Source organism: Streptomyces sp. L500 (assembly GCF_054551825.1).
On the sequence record NZ_JBTOLC010000020.1, the window covers coordinates 12940 to 36280 of the forward strand.

24 protein-coding genes are annotated in these 23341 nt (G+C 74.5%); 5 read left to right on the top strand and 19 right to left on the bottom strand.

All coding sequences use genetic code 11. The features are described from left to right. Positions 1 to 9 precede the first annotated feature (9 nt). From ACX9I7_RS19405 to ACX9I7_RS19440, 8 genes are all read right to left on the bottom strand, one after another. A complete protein-coding gene (locus ACX9I7_RS19405; protein WP_459388015.1) occupies positions 10 to 816 on the bottom strand; it encodes an ABC transporter permease in 807 nt (268 codons plus the stop codon). After that, positions 803 to 1663, bottom strand: coding sequence for a 2-aminoethylphosphonate ABC transporter permease subunit (locus ACX9I7_RS19410; RefSeq protein WP_459388016.1), 861 nt, complete (start codon positions 1661 to 1663; stop codon positions 803 to 805). The genes ACX9I7_RS19405 and ACX9I7_RS19410 overlap by 14 nt, the downstream gene beginning before the upstream one ends. Next, entirely contained in the window at positions 1656 to 2711 is a 1056-nt protein-coding gene (locus ACX9I7_RS19415) for an ABC transporter ATP-binding protein (protein WP_459388017.1), read from the bottom strand. Before ACX9I7_RS19415 ends, ACX9I7_RS19410 begins: the two co-directional genes overlap by 8 nt. Further along, positions 2708 to 3433, bottom strand: coding sequence for a phosphonatase-like hydrolase (locus ACX9I7_RS19420; RefSeq protein ID WP_459388018.1), 726 nt, complete (start codon positions 3431 to 3433; stop codon positions 2708 to 2710). Before ACX9I7_RS19420 ends, ACX9I7_RS19415 begins: the two co-directional genes overlap by 4 nt. 5 nt (positions 3434 to 3438) lie before the next feature. Further along, positions 3439 to 4560, bottom strand: coding sequence for a TIGR03364 family FAD-dependent oxidoreductase (locus ACX9I7_RS19425; RefSeq protein WP_459388019.1), 1122 nt, complete (start codon positions 4558 to 4560; stop codon positions 3439 to 3441). A gap of 111 nt (positions 4561 to 4671) precedes the next feature. Beyond that, the gene (locus ACX9I7_RS19430) at positions 4672 to 5427 is read right to left on the bottom strand and encodes a GntR family transcriptional regulator (protein ID WP_387575225.1); all 756 of its coding nucleotides are present in this window, start codon (positions 5425 to 5427) and stop codon (positions 4672 to 4674) included. An 85-nt stretch (positions 5428 to 5512) separates the two neighbouring features. Further along, complete coding sequence (locus ACX9I7_RS19435) at positions 5513 to 6328, bottom strand: hypothetical protein (RefSeq protein WP_387574956.1); 816 nt, start codon at positions 6326 to 6328, stop codon at positions 5513 to 5515. A gap of 362 nt (positions 6329 to 6690) precedes the next feature. Beyond that, entirely contained in the window at positions 6691 to 7794 is a 1104-nt protein-coding gene (locus ACX9I7_RS19440; RefSeq protein WP_459388020.1) for an ROK family transcriptional regulator, read from the bottom strand. 48 nt (positions 7795 to 7842) lie between these two features. Here ACX9I7_RS19440 and ACX9I7_RS19445 point away from each other — a divergent pair, with 48 nt between their 5' ends. Then, positions 7843 to 8943, top strand: a complete 1101-nt coding sequence (locus ACX9I7_RS19445) for a Gfo/Idh/MocA family oxidoreductase (protein WP_459388021.1) — start codon at positions 7843 to 7845, stop codon at positions 8941 to 8943. On the opposite strand, the gene ACX9I7_RS19450 is transcribed toward ACX9I7_RS19445, so the two are convergent. Next, a complete protein-coding gene (locus ACX9I7_RS19450) occupies positions 8935 to 9861 on the bottom strand; it encodes a phosphotransferase (RefSeq protein ID WP_459388022.1) in 927 nt (308 codons plus the stop codon). The genes ACX9I7_RS19445 and ACX9I7_RS19450 overlap by 9 nt on opposite strands. Positions 9862 to 9959: 98 nt before the next feature. On the opposite strand from ACX9I7_RS19450, the gene ACX9I7_RS19455 reads away from it, so the two are divergent. Beyond that, positions 9960 to 10619: a pyridoxamine 5'-phosphate oxidase family protein gene (locus ACX9I7_RS19455; protein WP_387574964.1), complete on the top strand. Its 660-nt coding sequence runs from the start codon at positions 9960 to 9962 to the stop codon at positions 10617 to 10619. A gap of 123 nt (positions 10620 to 10742) precedes the next feature. Continuing rightward, a complete protein-coding gene (gene bla, locus ACX9I7_RS19460) occupies positions 10743 to 11669 on the top strand; it encodes a class A beta-lactamase (RefSeq protein ID WP_459388023.1) in 927 nt (308 codons plus the stop codon). 31 nt (positions 11670 to 11700) lie between these two features. On the opposite strand, the gene ACX9I7_RS19465 is transcribed toward bla, so the two are convergent. Continuing rightward, a complete protein-coding gene (locus ACX9I7_RS19465; RefSeq protein WP_459388024.1) occupies positions 11701 to 12657 on the bottom strand; it encodes a GlxA family transcriptional regulator in 957 nt (318 codons plus the stop codon). A gap of 72 nt (positions 12658 to 12729) precedes the next feature. Here ACX9I7_RS19465 and ACX9I7_RS19470 point away from each other — a divergent pair, with 72 nt between their 5' ends. Continuing rightward, the gene (locus ACX9I7_RS19470; RefSeq protein ID WP_459388025.1) at positions 12730 to 13677 is read left to right on the top strand and encodes an NADP-dependent oxidoreductase; all 948 of its coding nucleotides are present in this window, start codon (positions 12730 to 12732) and stop codon (positions 13675 to 13677) included. 5 nt (positions 13678 to 13682) lie between these two features. Here ACX9I7_RS19470 and ACX9I7_RS19475 read toward each other — a convergent pair whose 3' ends face one another. From ACX9I7_RS19475 to ACX9I7_RS19510, 8 genes are all read right to left on the bottom strand, one after another. Further along, complete coding sequence (locus ACX9I7_RS19475; protein ID WP_387574973.1) at positions 13683 to 14216, bottom strand: class I SAM-dependent methyltransferase; 534 nt, start codon at positions 14214 to 14216, stop codon at positions 13683 to 13685. Positions 14217 to 14270: 54 nt separating this feature from the next. After that, positions 14271 to 15653, bottom strand: coding sequence for a choice-of-anchor A family protein (locus ACX9I7_RS19480; RefSeq protein WP_459388026.1), 1383 nt, complete (start codon positions 15651 to 15653; stop codon positions 14271 to 14273). 97 nt (positions 15654 to 15750) lie between these two features. Then, positions 15751 to 16623: a fumarylacetoacetate hydrolase family protein gene (locus ACX9I7_RS19485; protein WP_459388027.1), complete on the bottom strand. Its 873-nt coding sequence runs from the start codon at positions 16621 to 16623 to the stop codon at positions 15751 to 15753. 85 nt (positions 16624 to 16708) lie between these two features. Continuing rightward, the gene (locus tag ACX9I7_RS19490) at positions 16709 to 17488 is read right to left on the bottom strand and encodes a YidC/Oxa1 family membrane protein insertase (RefSeq protein ID WP_459388028.1); all 780 of its coding nucleotides are present in this window, start codon (positions 17486 to 17488) and stop codon (positions 16709 to 16711) included. Between the two features lie 125 nt (positions 17489 to 17613). Beyond that, positions 17614 to 17925 (bottom strand): DUF6412 domain-containing protein, encoded by a 312-nt coding sequence (locus ACX9I7_RS19495; protein WP_387574983.1) that lies wholly within the window; start codon positions 17923 to 17925, stop codon positions 17614 to 17616. Positions 17926 to 17997: 72 nt separating this feature from the next. Beyond that, positions 17998 to 19545 (bottom strand): sodium:solute symporter family protein, encoded by a 1548-nt coding sequence (locus tag ACX9I7_RS19500; RefSeq protein ID WP_387574985.1) that lies wholly within the window; start codon positions 19543 to 19545, stop codon positions 17998 to 18000. After that, positions 19542 to 19742 carry a DUF3311 domain-containing protein gene (locus ACX9I7_RS19505; protein WP_387574987.1) on the bottom strand — a complete coding sequence of 67 codons (201 nt, stop codon included), beginning with the start codon at positions 19740 to 19742 and terminating at the stop codon, positions 19542 to 19544. Before ACX9I7_RS19505 ends, ACX9I7_RS19500 begins: the two co-directional genes overlap by 4 nt. A gap of 60 nt (positions 19743 to 19802) precedes the next feature. Then, the gene (locus ACX9I7_RS19510; RefSeq protein WP_459388029.1) at positions 19803 to 21152 is read right to left on the bottom strand and encodes a DUF445 domain-containing protein; all 1350 of its coding nucleotides are present in this window, start codon (positions 21150 to 21152) and stop codon (positions 19803 to 19805) included. A gap of 138 nt (positions 21153 to 21290) precedes the next feature. Here ACX9I7_RS19510 and ACX9I7_RS19515 point away from each other — a divergent pair, with 138 nt between their 5' ends. Continuing rightward, positions 21291 to 22613, top strand: coding sequence for an SGNH/GDSL hydrolase family protein (locus tag ACX9I7_RS19515; protein WP_459388030.1), 1323 nt, complete (start codon positions 21291 to 21293; stop codon positions 22611 to 22613). A gap of 14 nt (positions 22614 to 22627) precedes the next feature. Here the strand turns inward: ACX9I7_RS19515 and ACX9I7_RS19520 are convergent, their stop codons facing one another. Next, the gene (locus ACX9I7_RS19520) at positions 22628 to 23311 is read right to left on the bottom strand and encodes a DUF1707 SHOCT-like domain-containing protein (protein WP_459388031.1); all 684 of its coding nucleotides are present in this window, start codon (positions 23309 to 23311) and stop codon (positions 22628 to 22630) included. Positions 23312 to 23341 lie beyond the last annotated feature (30 nt).

Below are 23341 nucleotides of genomic sequence, written 5' to 3' on the forward strand. Positions count from 1 at the left end.
GGTGGTGGGCTAGCGGTAGGAGGCCCTCGTACGGATCCGGGAGACCGCGGTCAGGACGATCAGCGTCGCGCCCATGAGGACGACGGCGAGCGCGGCGCCCGAGAAGAGCGACCCCCGGTCGGTGGCGGCGAAGACCGTGACCGGCAGGGGCAGCCAGTCCGGCGGGTAGAGCATCATCGTGGCGCTCAGCTCGCCCATGGACAGGGCGAAGCAGAGCCCGGCGGCGGCCGACAGCGACGGCAGCAGCAGGGGCAGCTTGACCCGCCGCAGCACGTGCGCCGGGCTCGCCCCGAGACTGGCCGCGGCCTGCTCGTACGCGGGGTCCAGACGGCTCAGCGCGGCGGTCACGGACTGGTGGGCGAAGGCCGTCACCAGCACGGCGTGGGCGAGGACGACGATCGTGGGCGTGCCGTTGAGGAGCAGCGGCGGCCGGGAGAAGGCGACGAGGAGCGACAGGCCCACGACCACGGACGGCACGGCGACCGGCAGCATGAACAGCGTGTCGACGGCCCGGGCCGTCCGACGGGCCCGGGTGCGCAGCGCCTGGACGGCGAGGGCGGACCAGGTGCCGACGGCGAGGGCGGACGCGCTCGCCGCGAGGGCGGTCAGCAGGCTGGTGACCAGGGCGTCGAGCGCGTCGCCGCGGGCGGCGTCCCGGTAGTGCGCGAGGGTCGCGCCGGAGGGGAGCGCGCCGCTCCAGCCGGTGGCGAAGGAGGCCGCGACGATCACCAGGAACGGCAGCGCGAAGACGGGCAGGAAGACCGCGGCGAAGGCGGCCCACACGGCCCACCGGGCGGGGCGGCTATGCACGAGCACGTCGGACTCCGTTGAGGGAGGTGATGAACCGGTAGAGCCCGTAAAGGGCCACCGAGAGGGCGATGTTCACGACCGCGACGACGCAGGCGCCCGTGTAGTCGCCGTCGAGGATCGCCTTGCCGTAGACGAGCGTCGGCAGGGTGGTCACGCCCTTGGCGCCGGTGAAGAGGACGATCCCGAACTCGTTGAGGCACATCACCAGCACCAGCGAGCCGCCGGCCGCGAGCGACGGCAGCGCCTCGGGCAGGATCACCCGTCGCACGATCCGGGGCGCGGTGGCCCCGAGCGAGGCGGCGGCCTCCAGCTGCGCGGTCTCCACCTGGGAGAAGGCGGCGAGGAGTGGGCGCATCACGAAGGGCGTGAAGTAGGTGACCTCGGCGAGGAGGACGCCCCAGGGGGTGTGGAGGAAGTCGAACGGCCCGTGGGCGGCGCCGGTCGCCCCGGTCCACAGGCCGTTGGCCAGGCCGGCGGTGCCGTAGACGAAGAGCAGGGCGAGGGTGATCAGGAAGGACGGGAAGGAGAGGAAGACGTCGACGAAGCGGCTCAGCGCCTTTCCGCCCGGGAAGGGGACGAAGGCAATGACGAGCGCGAGCGCGAACCCGAGGACGACGGCGCCGAGGGTGGCGCCGACGGCGATGAGGACGGTGTTGGCGAGGGCGTCGCGGAACGCGGTCTGCGCGAGGACGTCGCCGTAGGCGGAGAGCGAGAACCCGCCGCCGTCCGGGGAGAGGGACTGCCGGACGACCAGGGTCAGGGGGTAGAGGAAGACGAGGCCGAGGACGGCGACGGGCGGGAGGGCGAGGACCCAGGCGGGAACGGCCCCCCGAGCCCCGCCGCGCTCAGCCACGTGCCACCGCCCCCGTCGGCAGCAACACCGCGTCCTCCGCCGCGAAGTGCAGCGAAATCTCCGTGCCGAGCGACGGCGCCTCCCTCAGCTCCCGCACGTCCGCCTTCACGCTGTGCCCGGCCACGTCGACGCACAGCCGGTGCGTGGCACCGCGCCACTGGAGCTCGGTGAGGGTGCCGCGCAGGGTGTTGGGCCCGGCGCCCAGCCCCACCAGATGCGGGCGGACGCACAGCGTGGCGACGGCCCCGGGCGCGGCGGCACCGGCCGCCACGTCCAGCCGGGTGCCGGCGAAGTCGGCGCCGCCGCCGTCCCCGACGGTGACGGGCAGCAGGTTCGCGTCGCCGACGAACGACGCCGTGAACTCGCTGCGCGGGCGGCGGTAGAGGTCGTGCGGGGTGCCGCAGTCCTGGAGGCGGGCGCTGTCCATGACGGCGACGCGGTCGGCGAGGGTCAGCGCCTCGACCTGGTCGTGGGTGACGTACAGCATGGAGACGTCGGGAAGTTCGCGGTGGAGCCGGGCGAGTTCGGCGAGCATGCCGGAGCGCAGCCGGGCGTCTAGCGCGGAGAGCGGTTCGTCGAGGAGGAGGACGCCGGGCCGGACGGCCAGCGCGCGGGCGATGGCGACGCGCTGCTGCTGTCCGCCGGACAGTTCGCGCGGGTAGCGCCTGGCGTAGGCGGTCATGCCGGTCATCTCCAGCGCCTCGGCGACACGGGCGGCGATCCCGGCGCGGGGCGCCTTGCGGGCCTTGAGCCCGAAGGCGACGTTGGCGTCGACGCGCATGTGCGGGAAGAGGGCGTACTGCTGGACCACCATGCCGACGCCGCGCCGGTGCGGGGGCAGCGCGGTGACGTCCCGGTCGCCGATGAGCACCCGTCCGGAGGCCGGCTGGACGAACCCGGCGACCGCCCGCAGCGCGGTGGTCTTGCCGGAGCCGGAAGGGCCGAGGAGCGCCATGACCTCGCCGGGTTCGACGGTGAGGTCGAGCGCGTCGAGGACGACGGTCCCGCCGTAGGCGACCGTCACGTTCTCAAACGTGATTCCGCTCATCGATCGCCTGCCATCGCGGCGGCGCGCTCGTACGCGGCGATGGTGTCGGGGAGTTCGGCGACCGACCCCAGGACGTGGGTGGCGCCGGCGGCGCGCAGGGCGGCCTCGTCATGGGCGCCGGTGAGGACGCCGGCGGCGAGGGCGGCGCCGGAGCGGCGGGCGCTGCGCATGTCGTACGACGTGTCGCCCGCGACGGCGATGCCCCGGACGGAGTCGGCGGCCCGGGTGCGCAGCAGGGCCGTGAGGACCATGTCGGGGTACGGGCGGCCGCGGCCGCCGGCGTCGGCGGGGCAGAGGGTGAGGTCGGCGAGGCCGGTCCAGCCGAGGGCGGCGAGGATGGCGTCCTGGGTGACGCGGGCGAATCCGGTGGTGAGGACGACGGTCCGGCCCTGGGCGCGCAGTCGCTCGACGGCCTCCCGGGCGCCGGGGATAGGCGCCACCTGTCCGGCGTCGACGAGCCGCCCGTAGGCGGTCTCGAAGGCGGCGTTGGCGCGCTGGGCCTTCTCCTCGTCGCCGCCGAAGAGGTGGCGGAAGACGGAGATCTTCGACTCGCCCATGGTGGCGCGTACGTAGGCCAGTTGCGCGGTGTGCTCGGGGGTGCCGGGTTCGACGCCCAGGGCGTGGGCGGCGGCGTCGAAGGCGCGCTCGACCAGGCCGTCGTCGGCGACGGTCGTGCCGGCCATGTCCAGGACGACCAGGCCGAGCTTCTCGTTCTCTCTCATCTCTCTCACCACTCCAGTGCGTCGGCGGTGGTCTCGGCGATCGCCGGGGAGCAGGTCATGCCGCGGCCGCCGGGGCCGGTGACCAGCCAGACGCCGTCGCGCACCCGCTCGCGGTGGACGACGCGGGTGGTGTCCACGCACTGCGCGTACACCCCGGCCCAGCGGTGCCGGACCTTCGGCAGCGGCCGGCCGAGGAGCCCTTCGGCGACGGCGGTCAGGTGCTCGTAGGGGTCCTCGACGACGTCGAAGGAGAAGGGCTCGGCGTATTCGTGGGTGTCGCCGATGGTCAGGCCGCCGTCGGCGCGCTGGACCATGAGCAGCTGCATCTTGTGCTCCGCCGCCACCGGGGGCTGGGGCTTCGCCGCCGCCATGGCGTCGAGGCCGGGGCCCGCGTAGGCGGGGTAGTAGCGGAAGCTGTCGGCGTCGGCGACGGAGGTGGTGAGCTTCTCGCCCAGCGGCGCGGTCTGCATCATCTGGAGCCGGACCCGGCGGACGGGCAGGTCGGGCGCGAGCTCGCGGACGAGGCCGCCCAGCCAGGCGCCCGTGCACAGGACGACCGCGTCGCCGGTGTGGGTCTCGCCGTGGTCGTCGCGGACGGCGCGCTCGCCGACGACCTCGCGGACCTCGCGGCCGCCGAGGAAGGTGTAGCGGCCGGAGGCGAGGAGGGCGTCCTTGAGGGCGCGCTGGGCGGTGCGGGGCTCGACGGCCGCGTCGCGCTCGCACCACAGGGCGCCGAGGAGGTCGCCGCGCAGGGCGGGGTTGAGGGCGCGGGCCTCGTCGGGGGTGAGCAGCGCGAAGCCGCGGGCGGCGGCGTCGGGGCGGGCCAGGGCGGCGCGGGCGACGGCCAGTTCGGTCTCGTCGGTGACGGCCGTCAAGGATCCGTTGGCGCGGAAGCCGAGGGCGGGGACGGCGGCGCCGATCTCCTCCCACAGCTCCCGGGCGCGCAGGGCGGTCGCCAGCTCCTCGCCGGCGGCCCGGCCGCTGACCCAGACGAGGCCGAAGTTGCGGACGGAGGCGCCCCGGGCCTCGGCCTCCCGCTCGATGTGCACGACCTCGTGGCCGCGCTGGACTGCCTGCCAGGCGTGCATGGTTCCCAGCACGCCCGCTCCGACGACTATGACTCGCATGACTCGAACGGTCGTCGGACGCGGTGTCGCCGAGGCGGCCGCGCGGCGACGCGGCGGTGAACGAGCCGCCAAACTTGGCCTAGACCCGTTATTGTTCCGTTATCTCCTCGCTCAGCCCTCGCCCCGCAGACGCGTCGTGAACGAGAACCGGTCCCCCCGATACAGCGACCGCACCCGCTCCAGCGGGCGGCCCTCCGTGTCGCGCGAGACCCGGTGGATCAGCAGCATGGGCAGCGCGGGCGGCGTGCCGATCAGCAGCGCCTCGCGCGGGGTGGCCAGCACGGTCTCCAGGCGCTCGTCGGCGTCGCCGAAGGAGATGCCGAGCCGCTCGCGCAGGTAGCCGTAGAAGGACGAGTCCGGGGGGAACTCCGTGTCCAGCGACGGCACTCGCGCCACCGCCACGTACGTGCTCTCCAGCCCCACCCGTTCGTCGTCCGCGAGCAGGACGCGCTCCATGTGCCAGACGGGCTCCCCCGGCGCCACCCCGAGGTCGGGGGCGAGACCCTCCGGGCAGGGGAGCCGGTCCAGGCCGATCAGGGCGCGGCCGGGGCGGCGGCCCTGGCGGCGCACGCCCTCGGTGTAGCTGGCCAGGGACAGCGGCTGCTCCAGCTTGGGCCCCGCGACGACCGTGCCACGCCCCATGCGGCGCAGCCGTCCCTCCAGCAGCAGCTCGCGCAGGGCCTGGCGTACGGTCTCGCGCGAGACCTCGAAGCGCGTCGCGAGCTCGCGCTCGGTAGGCAGCGTGCCGCCCTCGCCCAGTTCGTCGAGGAGGGCGGCCACGCGTGTCTTGACGGCGAAGTACTTGGGGATCCGGCCGTGTTCCGGGATGCCGGCGCGGATGGCGGCGCCGGGTCGCTGACCTGCCATGTCGTGGTGGTGCGTGTGCGTGTTGTCCACGGCGCGATCCTCGCACCCGTGGGTGAAGCCCCGGCGTCGACGGGGGCGGCCGGCGTCAGCGGTTCAGCCGACGCGCCCCGACGACCAGTGCCGTCCCGGCGATCAGGAGGGCGAGGGCGGCCGCGCCGACGGCGAACACGGGCCGTTCGTCGCCGGTGTCGGCCAGGCCGGGTGGTTCGAGGTGGGCGGCGGCGTCGGGCCGCGTGGGAGAGGCGGCGGCCGAGGACGGCGCGGCCCCGCCGCCGGCCCCCACGGCTCCGACGGCGAACGTGTAGTCGCCCGACTCCCCCACCCACGCGCCGTCGCCGCCGCGCTTCTGCACGGCCGTGACGTTGACCGTGACCGGCCCCTCGGGGGCGTCGCCGGCGAAGCCCAGCCGCACGGGCACGGTGACCGAGCCGTGGGCGGGCACGGTGAAGCCGGGGAAGGCGGGCGCCTCGCCGCCGGGGGCGGGTGCACCGCCGTCCAGGACGCCGACGTTCTCCGCCTCGTCGGTCCGCTCGAACCGCACGGGCAGCCAGCGGCCGTCCCCCGGGTCCTGGAAGTCCAGGTGGAAGTCGGCGGGTTCGAGGGCCCGGCCCCGGTCGGCGAGGACCGCGACGGGGTGGATGGCCCGGCACTCGGTGCCGGTGGCGTTGCGCAGCTCCAGCCGCCAGGTGCGCGGGGTGCCGCCGCGCTCGTACCCGGCGGGGCCGCCGGCGATCCGCGAGGTGATCGGGAACTCGGTGCTGTGCGGGTCGCCGCACTGCTGGCGCCCCGGGTCGGCGGGCGGCCGCGCCGCGCCGAGGGCGCCGAGGGCGAGCACGGCGGCGCAGGCGAGCAGGGCGCGGCGGGGGGCGGAGCGGGACGACGACGTGGGTGGCCTGTTCATCGAGGACCTTTGCGGCTGGGGGCTCCGGTCGTCCGCAACCTCCCACGGCCCTCGCCGCCGGGGGCGCGCGGCGCGGCCCCGTACGGCCGACCGGGCGTCAAACGCCGCCCGATGAGCCGACAGTCGTTTGATCCGGTCGGGTCACTCGGCCGAGCGGGTGAGCACGCCGGGTGCCTGGGCCGTGTCCGGCGGATCTTCGTCACGCGCCACCACGGCGGCCCGTAGGGGCGCGGGGCCGTGACACCGTGCGGCTCCGCCGCGTGGGCGCGACAAGCCACGACGTGCCCGCGGATTGCCCGGACCCCGGGGTGGCGTGTCGGCTGCGGGCCGTCGTCGGCCGACCGCGCAGTTCCCCGCGCCCCTTACGGGGCGCCGTGGTGTGCGGCGGGCGCCAGCACGCGGCCCGCGCGGGCCGCGCCGAAGAGCGGCGCGAGGACGAGTTCCGCCGCGCCCTCGACCACGGCGCGCTCCCCGCCGGGGGCGACGGCCACGGGCACGGACGCCGGGAGTTCGGCGCGTACGCCCCGGACGTACGGGTCGGGATCGGCCAGCGCGGTCCGGCCGCCGAGCAGCACGCGGTCGATGTCCAGGAGCTGGACGAGGTTGGCGGCGCCGACGCCGAGCAGACGCGCGGCGAGGGCGGTGTCGCCGTCGGCGACGGCCCGCAGGCACAGCACTTCCAGACAGCCGCGCCTGCCACACGGGCACGGCGGCCCGTCGAGCCGCAGCACCTGGTGCCCGAACTCCCCGGCGCCGGTCCGGGCGCCCCGGTGCACCTCGCCGCCGAGCACGAGCCCGGCGCCCAGGCCGGTGCCGAGGTGGAGGTAGGCGAAGGAGCCCGGCTCGCGCGGGGCGGACCGCAGGAGGCCGAGCGCGGCGGCGTTGGTGTCCTTGTCGAGGACGACGGGCAGCCCGAGCCGCTCGGCCAGCGCGTCCCGCAACGGAAAGCCGCTCCACCGCGGGAAACCGGTGACGTCCCGCAGCACGCCCTCGGCATGATCGAGCGGCCCGGGCGCGGCGACCCCGACGCCGAGGACTCCGCCGCCTTCCACCAGCGCCCGCACCTCCTCCGCCACCACACCGACCAAGGTTTCCGCTGTCGCGCCGGCCGCGAGCGCCACCGCACGCGTCGCCACGACGGCCCCCGCGAGATCCACGACCGCGGCCGTCACCGCGTCCCGCTCCACGTGCACCCCCACCGCCCGCCCCGCCCCCGGCACCAGCCGCAGGGCCGTCGCCGGCTTGCCGCCCGTGGAGAGCCTGCGGCCGGCCTCGGCCGCGAAGCCGTCCGCCCGCAGCCGGGCCGTGATCTTGCTGACGGCCTGGGGCGTCAGCCCCGACCGCGCCGCCAGCTCCGCGCGGCTCGCGCCGCCCTCGCCCGCGTCGCGCAGCAGCCCGAGGACGACGGCGGCGTTGTGATCGCGCAGGGCGGCGAGGTTGGCTCCAAGATTGCTCACAGAGCCCATTCTCCCCTCCACTTGCGCTTACGCAACAGCGTTGCCAAAGTGGTGGGCATGGACACCGCCGACATCGCCTCCCTGCGTGCCCCCTTCCGCGTCGGCCTGATCGGCTACGGCCTCGCGGGCTCCGTCTTCCACGCCCCGCTCATCGCCGCCACCGACGGGCTCACCCTCGACACGGTGGTCACCGCCAACCCCGAGCGGCGGCGCCAGGCCGTCGCCGAGCACCCCCAGGCGCGTACCGCCACCACCGCCGAAGAGCTCCTGGGCCGTGCCGACGAACTCGACCTGATCGTCATCGCCTCGCCCAACCGCACGCACGTCCCGCTCGCGCGGGCCGCGCTCGAGGCCGGGCTGCCGGTGGTCGTGGACAAGCCGCTGGCCGCGACCGCCGCCGAGGCGGAGGAGCTGGCCGCGCTGGCGGAAGGGCGCGGGCTGCTGCTCAGCGCGTTCCAGAACCGCCGCTGGGACAACGACTTCCGTACCGTCGCCAAGCTGGTCGAGGGCGGCGCGCTCGGCAAGGTCCAGCGCTTCGAGTCCCGCTTCGAGCGCTGGCGGCCCCGCCCCAAGGGCGGCTGGCGGGAGTCCGGCGACCCCGCCGAGATCGGCGGCATCCTCTACGACCTGGGCAGCCACCTCGTCGACCAGGCCCTCACCCTCTTCGGCCCGGCCGTCACGGTCTACGCCGAGTCGGACGTGCGCCGGGCGGGCGCGGAGGCCGACGACGACACGTTCATCGCCATCGGCCACGCCTCCGGCGTCCGCTCCCACCTGTGGATGAGCGCCACCGCCGCCCAGCTCGGCCCGCGCTTCCGGGTGCTGGGCGACACGGCCGGATATGTGAAGTACGGGCTCGACCCGCAGGAGGGCGCGCTCCGCGAGGGCCTGCGGCCGGGCACGGCGGCCTCCTGGGGCGTCGAGGCGGAGTCCTCCTGGGGCCGGCTGGGCGCGGGCGAGTCCCCGCTGACGGGCGGTGGCGAACCGGTGCCGACGCTGCCGGGCGACTACCCCGCGTACTACGCCGCGATCGCCGAAGCGCTGCGCACGGGCGGCCTGCCGCCGGTGACGGCCCGGGAGGCGGCGGCCGCGCTGCGGGTGCTGGAGGCGGCGAAGACCTCCGCCGCCGAGGCCCGAACGGTCACGCTGTCAGACTGAACGGCCGACGGACAGCGGGGCCTTCTCGCGCCAGCGCGCGACGGCGGGCTCCAGCATCGCGCCCATCTCCGGCATCACCGGCACGAACGCCAGCGCCCCCACCACCTGGAGCAGCCGCGCGCCCTCCATGACCTCCAGGAGGGCGGGGTCCACGGGCCCGCCACCGGCACGCTCGTACGCCTCGATCCCCTGCGGGCCGACGAGCGTCAGGTCCCACTCGACGGGGCCATAGGTGACGTCCTCGAAGTCGCTGAAGAGCCGCCGGCCGCCGGTGACGCGCAGCATGTTGTACGCCGGGGAGTCGCCGTGCAGCGGCTGGAGGCGGGCGCCGGGGAAGTGCGCGGGGAAGTCCGCGACCAGGGCTTCCAGCGCGGCGTACTCGCTCTCGGCCCGGTCCAGGTCCGCCGTGGTGAGCCCGTCCGGGCGGCGCTTCCCCAGCTCGTCCAGCAGGGGGCGCAGGCCGGGCACGAGCGGGGACAGCACGGGGAGTTCGCCGGGGTAGCCGGCCAGGAGGGCGTGCAACTCGGCGGCGTTCCCGGTCTGTTCGACGAACCGCGCCTGGAGGTCCTCGTCGGCGGCGGGCTGCTCCTCGCTGACGAACTCCCAGAACGTCAGCGACGTCCCGTCCGTCACGACCGGCTCGCGCGGCACCAGCGGGCTGGGCCGGACGACCGGCGCGCCGGTGTCCGCCAGCCAGCCGGCGACGGCGAGTTCGCGGCGCTGCTTGCGCTCCAGCTCCTCGGCCCCGGCGAAGCCCAGGGACGGCACCCGCACGACGACGGGCTCGGGCGCGAGGTGCACCAGGACGTTGAACACGTCGTGCAGCACGCGGGGTTCACCGGCGTCGAGCCCCAGCCGGCGTCCGGCCCGGGTCGCGATGTCCACGGCGCGCTCGGCGCGTTCACTGAGGTTCGTCATGGAAATGATCTTGCCGTCCGGTCGGGGTCCTGTCGAAGAGTTTTCCCGGGACCTAAGCTCGAGACAGCATGATCCAGCCCAATGGGGAGGACTTACTCATGGATACCGCCGGTACAACCGCCGGGACGGCCCCCACAGCCTCGATAGCCGAGATCACCTCACCCGAGGAACTGCGCGAACTGCTCGGCGAACCCACGGCGGCGGCGCGCGACAAGGTCCGTACGCGGCTGCACGAGCTGGACAAGGAGTGGCTGGCCCTGTCCCCGTTCTGCCTCGTGGCGACGGCGGCGGCCGACGGCACCTGCGACGTCTCGCCGAAGGGCGACCCGGACGGCCTCGCGCTCGTCCTCGACGACACCACCGTCGTCCTCCCCGAACGCCCCGGCAACCGCCGCGCCGACGGCTTCTTCAACGTCCTGAGCAACCCTCACGTCGGGCTGATCTTCTTCATTCCCGGGCGCACGGACACGCTCCGCGTCAACGGCCGCGCGCGGATCGTGCGCGACGCGCCCTTCTTCGACGCGATGGTGGTCAAGGGGCACCGCCCCCGGCTGGCGCTCCTGGTCGAGATCGAGGAGGTCTTCCACCACTGCTCGAAGGCGTTCCTGCGCTCCTCCCTCTGGAAGCCGGAGACATGGCGGCCCGAGGAGATGCCCTCCCGCGCGCGGATCGCCAAGCGCCTGGAACGTCCCGAGACGCCACTGGAGGAGCTGGAGCGCTACTACGGCCCCCGCTACGCGGACCACCTGTACGACTGACGGGCACAGCACCCTGGGTACTTTCCAGCCATTTGACCGGATCGCTCAAGAAGCGGAACCGATGCCCCCTTTCGCCGCGTCGTGAGTGATGTTCTGGCCGCAACTGGAGAGGAAACCGAGACGTTGGAGACCACAGGGGCACACCCGTCGCGCCGCGCCATGCTGGCCCTCGGCACCGGAGCCGCGCTGGCCGCCACCCTGACCACGGGCGGAAGCGCCGTGGCGGCCACGCCGCGGCGCGAGGACGAGATCACCCGGCAACTGAAGGAGTGGGAGCGGAAGCACTCCGTCCGGATCGGCGTGTACGCGCGTGACACGGCCACGGGCCGGACCGTCGAGTACGGCGCGGACGACACGTTCCCGATGTGCTCGGTGTTCAAGACCCTCGCCGCGGCGGCCGTACTGCGCCAGGACCGGCACGGCGAACTCCTCGGCAAGCGGATCCGGTACACCGAGCAGTTCCTCAAGGACTCGGGCTACGCCGACTCCACCAAGAAGCCGGAGAACCTCGCGAACGGCATGACCGTCGCCGAGCTGTGCGCCGCCGCCGTCAGCGAGAGCGACAACGCCGCCGCGAACCTGCTCCTCCGCGAGCTGGGCGGCCCGTCCGCGATCACCCGCTTCTGCCGCTCGATCGGCGACGACACGACCCGCCTCGACCGCTGGGAGCCCCAGCTCAACTCCGCCGAGCCGGACCGCGAGACCGACACCACCACCCCCGGTGCCATCGGCCGCACCTACGAGCGCCTCGTCCTCGGCCACGCGCTCACCCGCCCGGACCGCGAGCGGCTGACCGGCTGGCTGATCGCCAACACCACCAACAAGCAGCGCTTCGGCAAGGGCCTGCCGGGCTGGACCCTCGCCGACAAGACCGGCGGCGGCTCGGACTACGCCGTGGCCAACGACGTCGGCATCGCCTGGCCCCCGCACCGCCGCGCCCCGATCGTCCTCGCCGTCCTGACGACGAGCCTCTTCGCCACCGCCCCGACGAACAACCAGCTGGTGGCCGACATCGCCGGCCTGGTGGGAACGGCTCTCGCCCGAGGCTGACGAGGCCGGCGAGACCGACGAGGCAGCCCCCTCACGCCCGGAACGTCCTCCGGTACGCCCCCGGTGAGACGCCGATCGCCGCGTGGAGGTGCTGGCGCAGGGTCGCGTCCGTGCCGAAGCCGACGCGTTCGGCGACGCGGGTCACCGGGAGGTCGCTGCTCTCCAGCAGGTGGCGGGCCAGGTCGACGCGCTGCTGGGTGAGCCACTGGCCGGGGCTGAGGCCCACTTCGGCGCGGAAGTGGCGGGTGAAGGTGCGCCGGCTCATGCCCGCGTGCCGGGCCAGGTCGGTGAGCTGGAGGGGCTCGTGGAGGCGGTCGAGGGCCCAGGCGCGGGTCGCGGACGTGCCGGTGTCGGCGCTGTGCGGCACCGGGCGCTCCACGTACTGGGCCTGGCCGCCCTCCCGCTGCGGCGGGACGACGCAGCGGCGGGCCACGTGGTTGGCGACGCCGCTGCCGTGGTCGCGGCGGACGAGGTGGAGGATCAGGTCGATGCCCGCCGCGGCCCCCGCCGAGGTCAGGACGCGGCCCGCGTCCACGAACAGCACGTCGGGTTCCAAGGCGACGTGCGGGTACAGCCGCTGGAAGCGGTCGGCGTGGCACCAGTGGGTGGCCGCGCCCTTGCCGTCCAGCAGGCCCGCCGCCGCCAGGACGTAGGTGCTGAGGCAGATCCCGACGATCCGGGCGCCGGGCCGGATCACGGCCAGGGCCTCGGCGACGGGGGCGGGCAGCGCGGCGCTGTCGACGATCTCGGCGAACGTCTCGGACGCGGGGATCACCACGGTGTCGGCCGTGGCGAGCACCGACGCGTCGTGCTCGACGCTGATCGAGAAGTCGGCGCCCGTGCGGACCGGGCCGCCGTCCGGCGAGCAGGTGAGCACCTCGTAGAGGTGCCGCCCCTCGGCGTCGACGGCCACGCCGAACAGGCGCGACGCCAGGCTCAGCTCGAACGGGATGACGCCGTCCAGCGCCAGGACCACCACACGATGCATGGCCCGATCCTTGCACATCATGGCCTCCGGGCCACTGTCGACGGGGTTCCGGCCCGGGGAATCCTTGCCGTCATGAGCAAGAGCACGATGAAGGCGATCAGCCAGGACACCTACGGCGGCCCCGAGGTCGTCCACATGGTCGAGACCGAGCGCCCGGTCCCCGGCCCCTCCGAGGTCCTCGTCCGCGTCCGCGCGGCGGGCATGAACCCCACCGACTGGAAGCACCGGCAGGGCTCCGGCTTCCTCGACCGGCTCCCTCTGGTGCTGGGCTGGGACGTCTCCGGCGTCGTCGAGGCCGTCGGGACCGGCGTCACGCTGCACGAGATTGGGGACGAGGTGTTCGGCATGCTCCCCTACCCCTACGGCGTGGGGTCGTTCGCCGAGTACGTCGTCGCCCCGGCCCGCGCGCTGGTGCGCAAGCCGGAGGGCGTCGACCACGTCCAGGCGGGCGCGATCCCGCTGGCCGCGCTGACCGCCTGGCAGGTGCTCGTGGACGCGGCGGACGTCCGCCCCGGGCAGCGGGTGCTGATCCACGCCGCCGCCGGTGGCGTGGGCCACCTCGCCGTGCAGATCGCCAAGGAGCGGGGCGCGTATGTGATCGGCACGGCCAGCGCCCCCAAGCACGCGCTGCTGCGCGAGCTCGGCGCGGACGAGACCGTCGACTACCGGAACCAGGACTTCACCGAGATCGACCCCGTCGACCTGGTCTTCGACACCATCGGCGGCGACACGGCCGACCGCTCCCTGGACGTCCTCAAGCCCGGCGGGCAGCTGATCAACATCGCCATCCGGTCCTACGCCGAGGACCTCCCGGAGCGGGCCGCCGCCCGGGGCGTGCGGTTCCGCCCCTTGCTCGTGGAGGCCGACCAGGAGGGCATGCGGTCCATCGCGGACCTCATGCGCGCGGGCAGGCTGAAGGCGGTCGTCGAGGCCGTCTTCCCGCTGGAGCAGGCCGCGAAGGGGCACGCGCTGGGCGACACCAACCGGGTGACCGGGAAGGTCGTCCTCACCGTTTCCTGAACACGTCAGCGCCTGCGGTAGGCCAGGCGCAGGTTCTGGCCGCCGCGCCGGGCCCGCCGCAGGTCGAAGGCGTCGATGTCGCCGAGGGCGGCCACGTGCCCCCGCCGGAGCACGGGGCGCCAGAGGAAGAGCACGAGCTGTCCGCCCGGGCGCAGGACCCGGGCGGCTTCGGCCAGCGCCGCCGCCGGGTCGGGCATCTCCTCCAGGCTGTAGCTGTAGAGCAGCGCGTCCAGGGCTCCGGAGGCGAAGGGCAGGGCCAGTCCGTCGCCGCTGACGTGGACGGTCGTCGCGCCCGGGCCCGTCCGGCGGTGGGCGCGGGGGTCGTGGGCGGCCGGGTCGAGCGCGACCAGCAGGCCGCCGGGCCCGAGGTGGGCGGCGAGGGCGGGGGTGTAGTACCCGCCGCCGCTGCCGATCTCGGCGCAGCGCATCCCCGGTCCGGCCGCGATCCAGCGCACGTCGCGGCGCGGGTCGTCGCCGAGGATCCGGCGGGCGAGGCGGAGGCTGACGACGGGGTAGCAGCCGCTGGGGGTGCGGGGCATGGGGAGACCTTTCCGCGCGAGACCGTGAGACGTTTCCGCGGCTGTCCGCCGCCCTCACTCCACCACCCTCATCCGGGTGCGGAAGAGGACGACGAGGGCGAGCCCGGCGCCGGCGGCGACGAGGGCGGTGCCCGCCGCCATGTACGCGCCCATCGGCGGTCCGCTGCGGGCCAGTTCGTGGCCGTCCCCGGCGACCGGGGCGACCGGCGCGTCCGGGGCGGCGGACCAGGAGGCGCCGGGGGCCCCGGCGAGTCCGGCCGGGCCGACGGCCGGGGCGGCGGGGCCGCTGGGCATCGGCAGGGGCAGGGGCTCGCCGGAGTCGGCCGGCCCGGCGGGCACGGTGGTGCCGCAGTCGGGGAGGGAGCCGTCGAAGGGGTAGGCGTGGAGGGCCTGGCCGACCGCGCCCGCGCCGGACTCGTGGATGAGCGAACCGGCCGTGAAGAACCGCCCGTTGACGCCCGCCATGGTGACCCGCGTGACGCTGGAGCGCCGGCCGACGAGCACGGTGCCGTCCAGCTGGCCGGCGCCGGTGAGCCGCACCTCCTTCGCGTCGGGGAAGTTCCACAGCAGCCGCTCGCGCCGCACGCCGGCGAGCCTGCCGGAGGACGTGCTCAGCGCCCGGGTCGTGCCGCCCTCGGGGTTGGTGACGTTGACGAGCACGGTCGCCCCGTCCGGGACGCCGCGGAACAGCAGCTCCTGCGCGCCGCCGCCGGGCGCGACCAGGTCGAAGGGGGCGTTGAAGACCTGGAGGCGGGAGCGGCCGTCGCCGGTGAAGACCGTGGCGGCGCCCAGGTTGACGGCCGTGCCGGTGCTCCGGCGGGCCACGCCCCGGTCGTAGGCGTAGCAGCCGCTGGCGGAGGTCACCTCCTCGCGCAGGGGCCCGTAGAGGGCGACGGCGCCCACGTCGCGCACGGCCTTGGGGCTGACCGTCCCGGTGTGGACGCTCCCGGCGTACGCCACGGTCCCGCTGACCGCGCCCTCCTCGGCGACGAGCCGCTGCCCGGCGGCCACCTTGAGGTCGCCGCCGATCCGCAGGAACGGCGAGCCGTTCTCCGGCGGCACCCGCGAGCCGGTCCCGACGACGCCCACGTTGTAGACGGGCGGGACCCCGGATGCCTTGGAGACGTCGAAGTCGCCCAGCACGACGATCCGTCCCTCGGCGTCCGCCGCCGCCTGGCGCACGGTGTAGTCGCCGCCGACGAAGATGTTGAGGCCGTTGTCACGGCTGGTGACGGGCCCGTTGTTCGGCTCGGGGTACGCGCCCGGGCACGTCCCCGGGACGCAGGGCCCCGGGCCCGCCACGGGTGCCGACTCCTCGGGGCCCATCATGCTGAAGGCGCAGGCCAGCAGCGCGCCCCCGATCAGGGACAGCAGGGCCATCACCGAGGCCGCCGGGCGGTTCACCCGGAGCCATCGCACATATTCTTTGTGCTGCATGGGGTGCATATCCGAAAATATGCCTATCTGGGGGGACGGATCCCCGCAGCACACGCCTCCGTCCCCCCGGACGGCCCAGGAGGCGCGGTGGCCGGGGCTAGGCTGCCTTGAACTGCTGCCGCTGCCGCCCCAGTCCCTCGATCTCCAGCTCCACCACGTCCCCGGCCCGCAGGTACGGCTTGGGCTCGGGCCGCGCCAGCGCCACGCCCGCCGGGGTGCCGGTGTTGACGACGTCGCCGGGATGGAGCGTCATGTACTGACTCAGGTGACGCACCAGATGGGCCACCGGAAAGATCTGCTCCGCCGTGCTGGAGTCCTGCATCAGCCTGCCGTTGACCCACAGGCGCATCCTCAGCGCCTGTGGGTCGGGTATCTCATCGGCCGTCACCAGCCAGGGGCCCAGCGGGTTGAACGTCTCGTAGTTCTTGCCCTTGCCCCACGCGTTGCCCCACTGGCCGCCGTTGCGCCCGTTCTGGTACGCGCGCTCGGAGACGTCGTGGGAGAGGACGTAGCCCGCGACCGCCGCCAGCGCCTCCTCGTCCGTCCGCAGATAGCGCGCGGTACGGCCGATGACGACGCCCAGCTCGATCTCCCAGTCCGTCTTCACGCTGTCGCGCGGCACCAGCACCGTGTCGTCCGGGCCGACGACCGTGTCGGGCGCCTTGAGGAAGACCACCGGCTCGGCCGGTGTCGCCACCCGGGACTGGACGACGAGATCGCGGTAGTTGACCCCGATGCCCACGATCTTGCCGATCCGGGTCAGGGGCGGGCCGGTGCGCAGCCCGGCCGGGTCGAGGACGGGCAGTATCCGGGCCCCGACGGCCGCCCGGATGTGGGCGAGGGCCGCGGGGTCGGCGAGCAGCGCCCCGTCCACGTCCGTCACCAGGGGCGACAGGTCGCGCAGCGTCCCGTCCTCTTCCAGCAGCGCCGGGCGCTCGGCCCCGGCGGGCCCGACCCTCAGCAGTCTCATCGCCACACACCCCCACATGATCGAACAGGACCGGAGGCTCTCTCCACAAGCCCCCTTTCGGCCCCTGGCCCTCTTCCCTGGATGGCTAGGCGGCGGACGGCCGCGCCTTCGGGCCCCGCTCCGCCGCCGCCTCGCGCGGCGTGCGCAGCGGCTGGAGCAGCGCCCGCTCGACCGCCGTCCACGTGGTGGTCGTCGCCAGGTACAGCCCGGCCGCCAGAGGGACCACCCCGGCCGTGACCAGCGTGCCGAACGACAGCAGCGGCAGCACCTTCGCCATCGCCGCCATCCCCGGCACCTGCTCGTCGCCCGCGACCGGCGCGGGCAGCGCGGCGGCGGCCTTGCGGTTGCGGACGTACGTCCACGTGGCCACGGCCGCGATCAGCGCGAACAGCCCCAGGTAGACGAGCCCCTGGGCGCCGAACACTCCGCCGTGGCCCAGCGCGCCCGTCCAGCGGCCGCCGAGCGGGGCGCCCAGCAGGGTGTGCTCCAGCAGATCGCCGCCGTCGCCGGTGGAGAACAGGTGGTACATCACATAGAAGACCGGGAGCTGGGCGAGCGTCGGCAGACAGCCCGACAGCGGCGACGCCCCCGTCTCCGCGTACAGCTTCGCGCCCTCCTCGCGCAGCCGCTCGGGGTCCTTGCCGTGCTTGCGCTTGAGCTCGGCCAGCCGGGGCGCGAGCTCGGCCCGGGTGCGCTCGCCCCGGGCCGCCGACCGGGCGAGCGGAAGCAGCGCGAGCCGTACGCAGCAGGTGAGGACCACGATCGCGGCGGCCGTGGCCGAGGCCCCGAAGAGCGGTTCGACCGCGTCCGCGAGGTGGGTGAGAAGCGAACCGAGAGTGGTGAACAGCGGTGAGAGGAAAGACATGGCGAGTGAGCCCTCCACGGGGTCCCGTCGTGACCGAACGAAGCCAGAAGCCAAAAGAGGCGAGGAATCCGGTGTGACGAGCCGCGCGGGCACCCCCACGGGCGGAAGGGCCGGGGTGGGCGCGCCTACGCGGCCGTCGGGACGGGACGGCCGGGCGCCCGGGGCCGCCGACGGCCACGGGCATCGGGATCGCGCTGGGCGAGGAACGCCGTCCGCAGCTCACGGTCCCGGATCGCCGTGCGTATCCGGGTCGGGGTGAGCGGGCCGGACGTCCGGGCGGCGACGGCGGCCAGCAGCAGCGCCGCGGTGGCCACCACGGAGGCGGCCACGGCGACGGCGACCGAGGCCATCAGGCCGCTCAGCCCGCTCTGCGCCAGCCACAGCTCGGCGAGCAGGAAGAGGAGCATGCCGACGTGCGTACGGAAGACGACGTTCACCACAGCTCCCCCCTTGCCGACCACGTCTCACGATCAGGCGAACACCTGATCACATCTCAACTGCCGTCGATACTAGCCCCTGCCACTGACAACGCCACCGGCCCGTGCGTCGGCCGGCTCCGGATCGCGGCCCGGGTCCCGGGCCAGGACCTCGTCGTCGGGGCGGGCCGCCTCGGCCGGGCCCGGTCGCGGCCCCCACCACGAGACGGCCAGCGCCACCAGCACGTTCGCCACCAGCGCCAGGGCGCCCGCGTTCACCCCCCACACCGGGTCGTGTTTGGTGAAGACCAGCGCGCACACCAGCGTGCCGCCCACCACAAGGCCGCTCAGGGCGCCCCACAGCGTCAGCCTCCGCCACATCAGCCCCAGCAGGATCATGGGCACGAGCTGGGCCATGCCCTCGTAGGAGATGAGCGACAGCCGCACCAGCGTGTTGGGCGCGGTGTACGTGAGCAGCAGCGCCAGCGCGCCCGCCCCGACCACCACGATCCGCGCCGCCGCGGTCTGCCGCTCCGGGCGCTGTGCGAGCCGGGGGATCGCCCCCAGCACGCTCCGCCCCCACATCGTGCCGATGACCAGCATGAACACGGCCATGGGGACGATCGACGAGAGCGCTCCGGCCACTCCGATCACCCCGACCGCCCACGCCGGCAGCGAGTCGACCACCAGCTTGAACAGGGCCAGGTTCGAGCCCGCGCCCGTGAGCCCGGGCACCACGAAGATCGCCGCCATGCCCAGCAGCATCGGCACGAACAGCAGCACGTTGTAGAAGGGCAGCAGTATCGCGTTGCGCCGCAGCGCGTCGGCGTTACGGGCGCCCAGATAGCCCGCCACGGTCGTCGGGAAGATGACGACCGTCAGGGAGTTGAGGAAGCTGGTGGTGACGAACCAGCCCCCGCCCATACCGCTCCCGCCGTGCCCGGAGAAGGTCAGCCAGGCCGGCTTCTCCGCCACCATCCGGTCCAGGAACGGGCCGTAGCCGCCGAAGTAGTGCAGCGGGACGTACACGGCGAGGAAGCCGAGGGTGCCGATGACCAGGACGTCCTTGAGCACGGACACCCACGCGCTGCCGCGCAGGCCGCTCACGACCACGAAGGTGGTGGTCACGGCGAAGGCGATGAAGTAGGCCCAGTTCAGGCTGATCGCGCCGTAGGAGATCGTCGAGACGACGACCCCCATCCCCGTGATCTGCAGCTGGATGTACGGCAGCAGGCACACCGTCGCCAGGACCGCCACCAGCGCGCCCACCCACGGGCGGCCGTAGCGGTGGGCCACCATGTCCGTGATGCTGACGAGCCCGTGGCGGCGGGCGTAGGCCCACAGCGTCGGGCCGACGACGTAGCCGATGGCGTAGCCGCAGGAGAGGTAGGCGACGACGTAGAGGACGGGCGCGCCGTAGTTGTAGCCCCAGCCCGCCGCGCCGAGGTAGCTGAAGCTGGTGTAGCCCTCGCCCGCCATCAGCACCCAGATGAAGACCGTGCCCAGGCTGCGGCCGCCCACCGACCACTCGGTGAGCCCGCCGCCGCGGCCGTGCCCCCGGACGGCCAGCAGGCCGAGGGCGACGGTCAGGAGCATGAAGACGCCGAAGATCGCCGAGGCGACGGCGGCGTTCCCGCTCATGCCCGCCCCCGCGCGCGGTCGCCGCGCCAGGCGAGGAAGACGGCGACGGGCGTGAGGAGGGTGGCCAGGAGCAGCCAGAAGAAGAGGAAGGGCAGGCCCAGGACGGTGGGACGGACGCGGTCCACGAGGGGCAGGGCTGCCAGGTAGAGCACGTAGGGGCCCAGGAGCCACAGGAGATGGGGACGTTTCTTCAGCACGCCCCCGACCCTAGGGGGTGGGGGCGCGCTTCCCGGGTCTCACGCCCCCGATGACACGGCTCACGCCCCCAGCAGCCGGGACGCCGTGTAGATCAGCAGGCCCGCCAGGGCGCCCACCACCGTGCCGTTGATGCGGATGAACTGGAGGTCCCGGCCGATGTGGGCCTCGATCTTGCGGGAGGTGTGCTCCGCGTCCCAGCCCGCCACCGTGTCCGTGATCAGGGCGGTGATCTCGTCCCGATAGGTCGTCACCACATAGACGGCCGCGTCCTCCAGCCAGCCGTCGACCTTCCGGCGCAGCCGCTCGTCCTCCGTCATCCGGGCGCCCAGCGAGAGGATCGAGGCGCGGGTGCGCAGCCGCAGCTCGCTGCGCTCGTCCTCGGCGGCGGCGACGATCATCGCGCGGACCGAGGACCAGACCGAGGCGATCACGTCCTGGACCTCACCACGCCCCAGCACCTCGGACTTGAGCCGCTCCACCCGGGCCCGGGTGTCTTCGTCGGACTGGAGGTCGCGGGCGAAGTCGGTCAGGAAGCGGTCGACCGCGCCGCGCGCCGGGTGGTCCGGCATGTCGCGCGTCTCGGTGACGAAGCGCAGCAGCTCCTTGTAGACGCGTTCGCCGACCTTGCGGTCGACGAAGCGCGGCGTCCAGCCGGGCGCGCCGCCGGTGACGGCGGACATGACGGAGTCGCTGTGGGTGACGAGCCAGTCGTGGGCCCGGACGCACACCAGGTCGACGACCCGGTGGTGGCCGCCGTCGGCGACGACCTTCTCCAGGGTCGCGCCGATGCCGGGGGCGATCTCGACGGCGTCCGCGCGCCGGGTGATGGCCTCGCCGACGACCGCCTGGACGTCGGAGTCGCGCAGCACGGTCAGGGCGCCGCGCAGGGCGGTGGCCAGCTCGGCGGTGACCCGGTCGGCGCGCGCGGGGTCGGACAGCCAGGCGCCGAGCCGGGAGCCGATGCCGACGGCCCGCAGCCGCACCCGCACCACGTCGCCGGAGAGGAAGTTCTCGCCGACGAACTCGCCCAGGCTCTGGCCCAGCTGGTCCTTCTTGGTGGGGATGATCGCCGTGTGCGGGATGGGCAGGCCCATGGGCCGCCGGAAGAGCGCGGTGACCGCGAACCAGTCGGCCAGCGCGCCGACCATGCCGGCCTCGGCGGCGGCCGCCACGTACCCGGCCCAGCCGCCCGCGCCGGCGGACTGCGCCCACTTCGCGAGGGCGTACACCAGGGCCACGGTCAGCAGCAGCCCCGTCGCGAGGGCCTTCATCCGGCGCACGCCGCGCCGTTTCTCCTCGTCCGCCGCGCTGTAGGTGAATCCGGCCGCCGGCCCGGGCAGCATCACTCCATCGGCGGCATTCGCGCCGCCCCCGGCGGCAGCCGGCTCCTCTTCATGGAACCGTTTCATCGACACCACCCGTTCCGACTGTCCTCGCTGTGCATTGTCCCTACCCGACGTACTCGGGGAACGGACGAAGAGTTCCCCGCGTCGTTCCCCGCGTCCGGCCGTCGCCCGCCGTCGATGTGTCCCCGGGAGTTGTCCGCGATGAACGGTCCGCCCCTGTCCCGTGGCGCGGCCCACGCCCTGCTGGCCGCGCTGCTGGCCCTGGTCGTGGCCGCCTCGGTGGCGATATTCACCGGCGTGGGCGGAGCGGACGGCCCGGCCGGCCGGGCGCCGCGGTCCCCGCGCCCGGCCGCGCCGGCCGCCACCGGGCGCTGGATCGGCGCCTGGTCGGCGTCCCCGGCCGCCGCCGAACCGGGCACCGAGCGCGGCTATCCCGGCCGCTCCATCCGCAATGTGGTGCACACCACGCTCGGTGGCGGCATGGCCCGCGTCCAGCTCTCCAACCTCTTCGGCGGCGCCCCGCTGACCGTCGACCATGCCTCGCTCGCCCTCGCCGCGACCCCCGGCGGCCCGGAGGCGGCACCGGGCGGCATGCGGGAGCTGACGTTCGGCGGGGAGCGGTCGGTGACCGTCCCGGCCGGGCGGGCGACCTACAGCGACCCGGTCCGCCTCGCCCTCGCCGCCCCCGCCGACCTGCTGATCAGCACCTACGTCTCGCGCCCGGCCGGCCCGGTGACGATCCACCCGCACGCCCGGCAGATCTCCTACCTCGCCTCCGGCGACCGGACGCAGGACGCGGGCGGCGCCGCGTTCACCGCGAAGAGCCTGTTCTGGCGCTACGCGACGGCCGTCGACGTCTGGACCACCGAGGCCACGGGCGCGGTGGTGGCCCTCGGCGACTCCATCACCGACGGCGTCTCCGCCACCATCGGCGCCGACCACCGCTGGACCGACTACCTCGCCGGCCGGCTGCGCACCGAGCCCGGCGCCCCGCGCCTGGGCGTCCTCAACGAGGGCATCAGCGGCAATCGCGTCCTCCTCGGCGGAATGGGTTCTTCCGCCGTGAACAATCCCAGCGCCCTGGACCGCTTCGACCGCGATGTGCTCTCCCGCACGGGCGTGCGCGCCGTCGTCGTCGAGCTCGGCGTCAACGACATCCTGCGCCTCCCCCGCCAGACCGATTCCGCGCGCATCGCGGCGGGCCTGCGGACGCTGGTCGAGCGGGCGCACGAGCGCGGGCTGCGGGTGACGGGCGCGACGCTGTCGCCCTTCGGCGGGCGGACGGGCACCGGGCCGGACCAGGAGCTCGTCCGGCGGGGCCTCAACGCCGAGATCCGCTCGGGGCGCGTCTTCGACGACGTCGTCGACTTCGACCGGGTGCTGCGCGACCCGGCCGACCCGCAGCGGCTCCTCCCGGTGTACGACTGCGGGGACCATCTCCACCCGAACGACGCCGGCTATCTGGTGATGGCCCGGGCGCTGGACCTCGGCGTGCTCAAGGGGGAGGTCAGGGCGGCGCTGTGACGCCCGGCCGACGGCTATCCGAGGCTCTTGCCCCCGCCGTGCCGCCGGTCCTCCCACTCCAGCCGCTTCTGCTCGCGCAGCCGCTCCCGTTCGGCCCGGGTCGCCTTGCGCTCGACCCCGACGCCGCCCCACAGCGCCAGACCGGTGACCCGCACCTTGGGCGAGCCGGGCGTACCGGGCCCGGTCGCCCTGTCCCCGAAGCCGCCCATGATGCCGATGCCGCGCACCTCCACATCGAGGTCCGGGGGCACGACGACGGCCATGCCGCCCATGAGGGCGAAGCACCGGATGACGACCTCGCGGTCCTCGAAGCGGGCCTCGCGCAGGTCGATCTTCCCGCCGCCCCACATGGTGAAGGCGGTGAAGCGCCGCCCCACGGTCCAGCGGCCCGCCCGGCTGAAGCCGCCCCAGATCGCCATCGCCCAGGTGGACGTGGCGGACCCGCCGACGCGCTCCGCCCAGCCGCCCCCGCCCGCCGGCACCGGCGCGACGGCCGCCCGCCCGGCGTCCGGGGCCACCGGCAGATCCCGCACCAGCGGCGTCAGCTCGGCGTGGGTACGGGCCTTGTAGGCGGCGTCCAGGCGCTCCTCGAACTCCTCCATGGTCAGCCGGCCCTCGGCGACGGCCTCGCGCAGGACCTCGGCGATCCGTTCGCGCTCCGCGTCGGAGGCCCGCATCTCAGGAAGTTCGCTCATCATGGCGGACAGATTAGATGGCCGGGCCGGATG

Coding starts and splice junctions, on each gene's coding strand:
- ACX9I7_RS19485 (WP_459388027.1), bottom strand. CDS start 16,623: ATGAGACTGCTGAGGGTCGGGCCCGCCGGGGCCGAGCGCCCGGCGCTG.
- ACX9I7_RS19430 (WP_387575225.1), bottom strand. CDS start 5,427: ATGGCAGGTCAGCGACCCGGCGCCGCCATCCGCGCCGGCATCCCGGAA.
- ACX9I7_RS19440 (WP_459388020.1), bottom strand. CDS start 7,794: ATGGGCTCTGTGAGCAATCTTGGAGCCAACCTCGCCGCCCTGCGCGAT.
- ACX9I7_RS19455 (WP_387574964.1), top strand. CDS start 9,960: ATGGATACCGCCGGTACAACCGCCGGGACGGCCCCCACAGCCTCGATA.
- ACX9I7_RS19475 (WP_387574973.1), bottom strand. CDS start 14,216: ATGCCCCGCACCCCCAGCGGCTGCTACCCCGTCGTCAGCCTCCGCCTC.
- ACX9I7_RS19515 (WP_459388030.1), top strand. CDS start 21,291: ATGAACGGTCCGCCCCTGTCCCGTGGCGCGGCCCACGCCCTGCTGGCC.
- ACX9I7_RS19465 (WP_459388024.1), bottom strand. CDS start 12,657: ATGCATCGTGTGGTGGTCCTGGCGCTGGACGGCGTCATCCCGTTCGAG.
- ACX9I7_RS19450 (WP_459388022.1), bottom strand. CDS start 9,861: ATGACGAACCTCAGTGAACGCGCCGAGCGCGCCGTGGACATCGCGACC.
- ACX9I7_RS19420 (WP_459388018.1), bottom strand. CDS start 3,433: ATGAGAGAGAACGAGAAGCTCGGCCTGGTCGTCCTGGACATGGCCGGC.
- ACX9I7_RS19510 (WP_459388029.1), bottom strand. CDS start 21,152: ATGAAACGGTTCCATGAAGAGGAGCCGGCTGCCGCCGGGGGCGGCGCG.
- ACX9I7_RS19490 (WP_459388028.1), bottom strand. CDS start 17,488: ATGTCTTTCCTCTCACCGCTGTTCACCACTCTCGGTTCGCTTCTCACC.
- ACX9I7_RS19445 (WP_459388021.1), top strand. CDS start 7,843: ATGGACACCGCCGACATCGCCTCCCTGCGTGCCCCCTTCCGCGTCGGC.
- ACX9I7_RS19520 (WP_459388031.1), bottom strand. CDS start 23,311: ATGATGAGCGAACTTCCTGAGATGCGGGCCTCCGACGCGGAGCGCGAA.
- ACX9I7_RS19425 (WP_459388019.1), bottom strand. CDS start 4,560: ATGCGAGTCATAGTCGTCGGAGCGGGCGTGCTGGGAACCATGCACGCC.
- ACX9I7_RS19480 (WP_459388026.1), bottom strand. CDS start 15,653: ATGCAGCACAAAGAATATGTGCGATGGCTCCGGGTGAACCGCCCGGCG.
- ACX9I7_RS19415 (WP_459388017.1), bottom strand. CDS start 2,711: ATGAGCGGAATCACGTTTGAGAACGTGACGGTCGCCTACGGCGGGACC.
- ACX9I7_RS19470 (WP_459388025.1), top strand. CDS start 12,730: ATGAGCAAGAGCACGATGAAGGCGATCAGCCAGGACACCTACGGCGGC.
- ACX9I7_RS19435 (WP_387574956.1), bottom strand. CDS start 6,328: ATGAACAGGCCACCCACGTCGTCGTCCCGCTCCGCCCCCCGCCGCGCC.
- ACX9I7_RS19500 (WP_387574985.1), bottom strand. CDS start 19,545: ATGAGCGGGAACGCCGCCGTCGCCTCGGCGATCTTCGGCGTCTTCATG.